This window comes from Thermogutta sp. (assembly GCF_039793925.1).
In the GTDB taxonomy this organism is placed as follows: Bacteria; Planctomycetota; Planctomycetia; order Pirellulales; family Thermoguttaceae; genus Thermogutta.
The window spans coordinates 17,571-24,554 of sequence record NZ_JBAMME010000296.1 but is presented as its reverse complement, the minus strand read 5'-3'; the positions used below and the strand labels follow the sequence as shown (position 1 = coordinate 24,554).

The 6,984-nt window shown below is 56.4% G+C and carries 6 protein-coding genes; 4 read left to right on the top strand and 2 right to left on the bottom strand.

What is annotated here, in order from left to right:
- Positions 1-498 (bottom strand): transcription termination/antitermination NusG family protein (locus ABJK56_RS15990; RefSeq protein WP_347245676.1); only part of this gene is annotated, 498 nt, incomplete at its 3' end.
- 729 nt (positions 499-1,227) lie between these two features.
- Complete coding sequence (locus ABJK56_RS15985; protein WP_347245675.1) at positions 1,228-1,611, bottom strand: response regulator; 384 nt, start codon at positions 1,609-1,611, stop codon at positions 1,228-1,230.
- A 400-nt stretch (positions 1,612-2,011) separates the two neighbouring features.
- Between ABJK56_RS15985 and ABJK56_RS15980 the strand changes: the two genes are divergently transcribed.
- The 4 genes from ABJK56_RS15980 to ABJK56_RS15965 all read left to right on the top strand — a co-directional run.
- On the top strand, positions 2,012-2,770 hold the full coding sequence (locus ABJK56_RS15980) for a succinate dehydrogenase cytochrome b558 subunit (protein WP_347245674.1): 759 nt from the start codon (positions 2,012-2,014) through the stop codon (positions 2,768-2,770).
- Between the two features lie 207 nt (positions 2,771-2,977).
- Complete coding sequence (gene sdhA / locus ABJK56_RS15975) at positions 2,978-4,948, top strand: succinate dehydrogenase flavoprotein subunit (RefSeq protein WP_347245673.1); 1,971 nt, start codon at positions 2,978-2,980, stop codon at positions 4,946-4,948.
- Positions 4,949-5,120: 172 nt separating this feature from the next.
- Positions 5,121-5,972: a succinate dehydrogenase iron-sulfur subunit gene (sdhB, locus tag ABJK56_RS15970; protein ID WP_347245672.1), complete on the top strand. Its 852-nt coding sequence runs from the start codon at positions 5,121-5,123 to the stop codon at positions 5,970-5,972.
- A 626-nt stretch (positions 5,973-6,598) separates the two neighbouring features.
- A partial coding sequence (locus ABJK56_RS15965) for a hypothetical protein (RefSeq protein ID WP_347245671.1) occupies positions 6,599-6,984 on the top strand: 386 nt, incomplete at its 3' end.

Below are 6,984 nucleotides of genomic sequence, written 5' to 3'. Positions count from 1 at the left end.
AACCATGACAATGAACCTCTCCTCGCCATGGTGTGAGACGACGACACCTTCGATGCCGGCGAGCGGACCTGACCTGATTCGGACGCGGGTGCCTGTCGTGATCCGGGATTCGGGCAGGAGTGGAAGTCCTGAGGCGATGACCCGCTGAATGGAACGCAGCTCGTTAACCAACGTCTCTTTGTCAGGGACTTCGATACACTTCGACACGCAGTTGGTCGTGACAGCGCGGTAACGATCCTCGTCCTGTCCGCACAGAAATACGTAACCCGAGAAAAGGGGTATGTATGAGGTAAAGATGCGGCCCTTAGGAGTCTTGGTGCGTTTGGGCACCAATGGGCAATAGTGGGCGATCCGAAGTTCACGAAGGCGCTGCATCAGGATCTTTTCCTGGCGTGCTTTCGTGTAGAGTGCCCACCATCGGCTTTCCAGGGCCAATGAAAAAGTTTCCTCGAGCAGGTTTTCCGGGAAAATATCGGGCTCTTTTGGCCGAATCGGCATTGTAGGAGGGCGGTTCTGCAAAGGGCCTGCGCATCAATTTTCCGTCCCTGTTTCAAATATCTCGGCGAAATCCTGTCAAAAGGCGCGACCTTTTTGGGCGGTCCAGACTTTCGCGAGGACTCTGCCACCGCTTGCGATCTGCCGGGACTCACGCATCACCCGTTCCGTAAGGACGCGGCTGGCAGCAACCGGCTTCCGCGCACATGGCCCCCCGACTGACTGGGAAGCGAATGCCAGTAGCAACGACTGCGGAGGCGAACCGCGCACACTCCGTTCCCGTGGGTTGCGCGCCCGGGATTCGAATTCCAATGGCTACTTACCATATTTCGCCGCCGTGGCCCGATTCGTCGGTTACCCTCCTGCTATACGCAGCCTGCCCACATTGACACGTCAAATTATTCCAGCCAAACCACGCAAACTCTCACCTAACCGAGTGACCGAACTCACCTCCCGGGGACTCGGTCCGGCAGGGGTCTCTCCCCACGCCAAAAACTTCAGTTTAATTCGCCTAGGGAGAAGCGGCCAACGGTCCGTCATCTGTTCCGGTGGACAGGCTTCAATTCGCCGAGCTTGGACGCCGGGCCCCTGAATTCATGTGCCGGAGGGCTATACGGATTCTAAATGGGCAGAGACCCCAGGAGAAGATCCGGCATGCGAGACCGTCATGAGAGAGCATCAGGGCGCACGGCCGAGAAGAAAGAGGCCAGCCAACTCGGCTCAACGCGGACTTCAGAAGCCATATTTTTGGGTGAGGGCGTTTCGGACAACCGTAGAAAGTTGGCGAGCGGAAAACGGCTTCGTGAGGATCTCAAAAACGGCCTCCCGTCTCGCCTGTTCCACAGTCTCCGGGTCGATGGCCCCCGACATAAGGATGCATGGGACATTGTGCTTGACCTGGCGGACTAGACGAAATGCCTCCAGACCGGTCAACCTCGGCATATGGAAGTCCAAGAGGAGAACATGAACCTCCTGCTGTCGGGCCAGGGCCACAGCTTCTTCTCCAGTGGACGCAAGAAGAGTGCGATATCCTTCCGCCTCGAGTACCTGCTGGACTGTTTCGCGGAAGATCGGGTCATCATCAGCGACGAGAAGCCAGGGGTGATAGATTCGCATGGCCACTGCACTCCCAGTTTTTCCTTCCACCCCCCGTGCGTGCAAGTAGCGCGCCAACTGGGTAACGCAATTTTACTATGAATCGGGTGGTAGTCAAAACCGACATCAGTCCGCCCGCGGAGTCCGAGGATAACCAATCCGACAGGCAGAATTCAACCCTTCTCGAGTTCTGTGTTGCAACTCGTCGCTGCGACACAGCTCCTGTCAGTTTGGCAGAGTCATTGGTCTTCATTTGCTGGCCCGTCGCCTTCTCATTGCACGGTGGGGGTTGTCCACCGTATACTGGTAATGACCGATATCGACCGATATCGCCTGGCATAATTGACACAGTGATTTCCAACGGACCCCCACATATCGGGAGTGCTTTACCCTTCTGATGAATGGAACGAGGTAGTCGGCCGTGGCATGGTTTGATCTGGCATCTTTCTTTGGCAAGCACGAGTTTACCATCCGGCGGCTTCACTCTTTCACCGGACTGGTTCCAGTGGGTGGGTTTCTTATCTTCCATCTGGCCACGAACGCCTCAATAGCAGACGGCGTGGAAATTTTCCAGTATCGCGTGGGGCTCATTCACAGCCTAGGGCCGACCACGATCATGCTTCTGGAATGGCCGTTCATTTTTCTGCCGATCATCTTCCACGCGGCGATCGGCATGATGATTGTGTCGCGAGGCAAAAGGAACGTCCGTCAGTATCCCTACGTCGAAAACATCCGCTACACACTCCAGCGCTGGACGGGAGTGATTGCATTCTTTTTCATCTTCTGGCATGTTTTTCACATGCACGGCTGGTTCAAGTTCGAGTGGTGGATCGAGAACGTGGCGAAACCTCTGGGGGGAAAACAGTTCGATCCTGCTAACGTGATTACGGCGGCAAAAGCGATTCAGGCTTCGCCACTGATCGGCGTCCTGTATACCGTGGGAGTCCTCTCTTGCGTCTATCATTTTGCGAATGGCATTTGGACTTTTGGAATCACATGGGGAATCTGGATTAGTCCTCGTGCTCAGAGGGCCGCTTCCATCTTTTGCCTGATTGTGGGGTTGTTCTTAGGGGGCATCGCGGTCGCTGCGCTTTACGGAATGGAGACAGCCAAGGAGTCGCCTCAAACGGCAAAGCGGGTGTCGGCTCCATTGCCGATGCCAGTCATGCCGCCGGAGTAGCGCCAGCGGTTGGTGTTTGCTCCAAGGTTAAAGGGACCGCTACCTAGGGTCAACCGAGTAGAGAGGGCTGGAGTAAAGGTAGAAATGGTCCACTGAAGTTGGACATCGCATAGGTGGCCGGATGTCGGTTCCCCGTACGTGTAGCAGCGGGGGACGGTATATCTCCTGCGACTAACCCCAACGTCGTGACACTTGTGGGTGAAAACAATGGATGAGATGCATGTCGTCGTCGTGGGCGGTGGACTGGCAGGTTTATCTGCCACGATGAAACTTGCCGAACTGGGCGTCCACGTTGATCTGGTGAGTCTGACGCCCGTCAAACGCTCCCACAGTGTGTGTGCGCAGGGTGGGATCAACAGTGTGAACCATCTCACCCGGCAGTTGGGTGACAGCGAATGGAAACACTTCGACGACACGGTCTACGGGGGGGATTTTCTGCAACATCAACCGCCCGTCAAAGAAATGACCGAATGGGCCCCCCGCATCATAGACCTGATGGACCGGCTGGGAGTCACGTTCAATCGCACTCCTGAGGGATTTCGTGATCAGCGGCGATTTGGTGGCACATTATATCCCCGCACCGCGTTCGCGGGAGCCACAACGGGACAGCAACTCCTCTACGCCCTTGACGAGCAGGTTCGCCGCTGGGAAGTCGCCGGTAAAGTCCGGAAGTATGAATTCTGGGACTATCTGGGCCCCATACTTGACGAAAATGGTGTGTGCCGTGGATGTGTTGTGCAGGATCTGGTCAGCATGGAGATCCGGGCCCTGCCAGCGGATGCTGTGGTCATTGCCTCCGGAGGATGCGGGGTCATCTTTGGGCGTTCGACGATGTCAATGGCCTGCAATGGGAGCGCTGCAAGTCGTACTTACCAGGCCGGCGCCAAGTATGGCAATCCAGAGTTTATTCAGGTGCATCCGACTGCGATCCCTGGAGCTGACAAGCTCCGGCTAATGAGTGAATCTGCCCGTGGGGAAGGCGGCCGGATCTGGGTTCCTCGCCGTCCTCAAGACCCCCGACCGCCGCAAGAGATTCCTGAGCACGAACGGTATTACTTCCTGGAGGAACGGTATCCAAAATACGGGAACCTGGTGCCGCGCGACATTGCTACGCGCGAGATTTTCAAGGTCTGTACTGAAGAAGGGCTCAGCGTTGAGAAGGATCGGCTCTGTGTTTATCTCGATCTCACACACTTACCTCGCGATGTGCTGGACCGGAAATTGGGCGGCATTCTGGAAATCTACCAGAAGTTCCAAGGGGTCGATCCTCGCGTTGTGCCCATGAAAATTTTTCCTGCCGTTCACTATTCGATGGGCGGTCTGTGGGTGGACTACGAACGCACGGAAGCAGGTGGGTTACGGATCGGCTCGCCGCGTAACCACCATACTTCCCTGCAAGGCGTGTTTGCCGTTGGTGAATGCGACTACCAGTACCATGGCGCGAACCGACTGGGTGCCAACTCCCTGCTCTCTTGTATCTTCAGTGGGTTGATCGTCGCCCCGAGCATCGTCTCGTACATCGAGATCCTCCACCAAAACGGCCAGCGCAAGGTGAGCAGCCGGTTGGTGGAACAGGCCGAGCGGGAACATCGGCAGCGCTTCGAATCGCTGCTTGCCCGTCCTGCTGATGGCGAGAATCCGTACACGATTCATCAGGAGTTAGGAAAGGTGATGACCAAAGCAGCCACCGTTGTGCGGCACAATCACGAACTTGATCGGGCGTACGGGCTGGTGTGTGAACTCCAGGAGCGTGCGGCTCGGTGCGGAATCGCCGATCGTGGGCTGTGGACAAATCAGAACATTGTGTTCGTACGGGCTTTGATGGACATGTTTCCTCTGGCCAAAGCGATTCTGAAAGGGGCTCGCTTGCGGGACGAATGCCGGGGAGCCCATTTCAAGTTGGAGTTCCAGCTCCCTTCCATCACTGCGACGGACCCCGCAGAACGTCGACGACAGGCCGAGGAATGGTGTGATCGTTTTCAGGAGAACAATCGCCGTTGGTTGAAATCAACGATCGCCGTCTGCGGTCCAAACGGTGATCCGGAGATATCGTACGAGGAAGTGGACACATCGCTCATTCCCCCGCGACCGCGACTGTATGGCGTGGTGGGCGGAGAGGTCATTGAAGAAGTTTGGAAAGAGCGAACCCTGGTCAAAAAGCAAGCGCTCCGGGTATGACGGCTTCGATCAGAGTGTCCTCCATCGGTCCTATTCATCGGATCGGCTAACGGAGCTGGGAATTGAAAGTCCGAATATTCACATTCGGCAACGATTGGACTGGAACGACACACAAGAGGATTGATGAGGCTCGTGCCGAGGTAGTCAACGCCATCGCTGACGAGAGTGACCTATGCCGTCGGTTCATACATCCTCCATTCCATCCCGTGAATTCCTTGTGGAAGTTAAGCGACAAGATGCCCCAGGGCGACCGAGCTATTGGGAGCGCTTTCGCGTTCCCTATGAGTCGGACATGAATGTCATCAGCGTTCTTCAAAAGATTGCGGAACTGGGAGTGAACGCGGATGGCAAGCGCGTTCCCCCGGTTGCCTGGGAGTGCAACTGTTTGGAAGAAGTCTGTGGGGCATGCACGATGGTGATCAATGGACGCGTGCGACAGGCCTGCACCGCGTTAGTGGACAAACTTCTGGCGGATCGTCCTGCAGGCATACGGCTTGAACCCATGAGCAAGTTTCCGGTCGTCCGCGACCTGGTGGTAGACCGCACCCGGATTTTCGCCACCCTCAAAAAGATCAAAGCGTGGATTCCCGTGGACAGTTATCTGGACCTGGGCTCACCATTGCGACAATCCCAGGAAATGCAGGAAATCGCCTACGTGCTCAGCAAATGCATGAGCTGTGGCTGTTGTATGGAAGCGTGCCCGCAGTATCTGAAAATAGAAGTCAAGCGGCTGCCTGGCGAATCGGAGGACGACTACCGCCGGCGTGAGGCCGAGATCACCAATCGACACTTCATGGGAGCGGCCGCCATCGCACAGATCGATCTATTCAACAGTCACCCCGTGGGCAAAATGAACAGCCGAGACCGCCTCGACGCGCTCATTTCCGAAGGCGGTATTCAGGTCTGTGGTAATGCCCAGAATTGCGTCAAAGTGTGCCCCAAGGAAATCCCGCTCACCACATCAATCGCGCGTATGGGAAGAGCCGCCACCATTCACATGTTCCGCAACTGGTTCGAGCGGTGATTTTTCCGCGACTTCTGCAACCAGTGCTGATGAGGGGCGAAGATCACGTGCTTTAAAGCCTTGCGCTGCCGCGATGCGACTCCTGGCGCCAAGATCGGCGATCGTGAAGTACATCGCTTTCCGCTTCGTCCCACGTGCCTGATAACCCGACGTCGCGCTGCGATCTGGTGCGAGCGAGAGTGCCACAACCCGGCTAGAAAAGGTCGTTTCTGGGCCGCCGGTTCGAATCGGGAGTGGTTTCTCGGATTCTTGCGAGCTTTTCAAATTTTTGGTGTTGACCCATCACGAAACCTTGGCTATTTTTCGCCGCGCCATTGCCTGCGGCTCATCCGTGGTTGGCGGAGAGGCTTATGGCGGATGAGGGAGGTGCGATAATTCGCATGCCCAAGAATCATGATGACGTTGTCTCGCGCGAACCTGCAAAAGTGCCATCACGGTGAGCTAGGAAAGCTAAGAACTGCGAACAATCGCTCTTGACCCAGTAACGTAGCATCAGTATTTATCCCGCGCTACAGCGACTCAAAGGGAATCGGAAACAGGCATGCCTCGCTGACGGTGAGGACTCCCGTAGGGTGGAGCAGGCGAGGATTTGCGGCGTCTGTGGCATCGCATGGAGGCGATCCCGTATGCCGGTGCGGATTCTCATCAAACGGAGCGATAGCGGTCCGATGGACACAACACGAGGTACCGAACGGAGTCTGGGTGATCTCGAAAGGAGAGCTGGCTTGAACGCACCGACTGTGTTCTTCCGTGGAGTGGCAGCTATCTGCCTGGCGTTTATGATGGTGAACGGACAACTTTGGGGCCAAAACCCCAGTCAAGCGCCTGGGGTTGGCACACCATCCAGCCCGGAAGTGCTGCGGCGCCAGTGTGACGACTTACTGGCGCGGGCACGACAGGCAATTGCCGAGAGGAATTACGAAGGCGCCGAACAACTCCTTCAACAAGCGGAAAGCCTGGGAGTCAAATATCCCCCTCTTTATTTGGGCGATACTCCCGAAAAGGTCCGCCG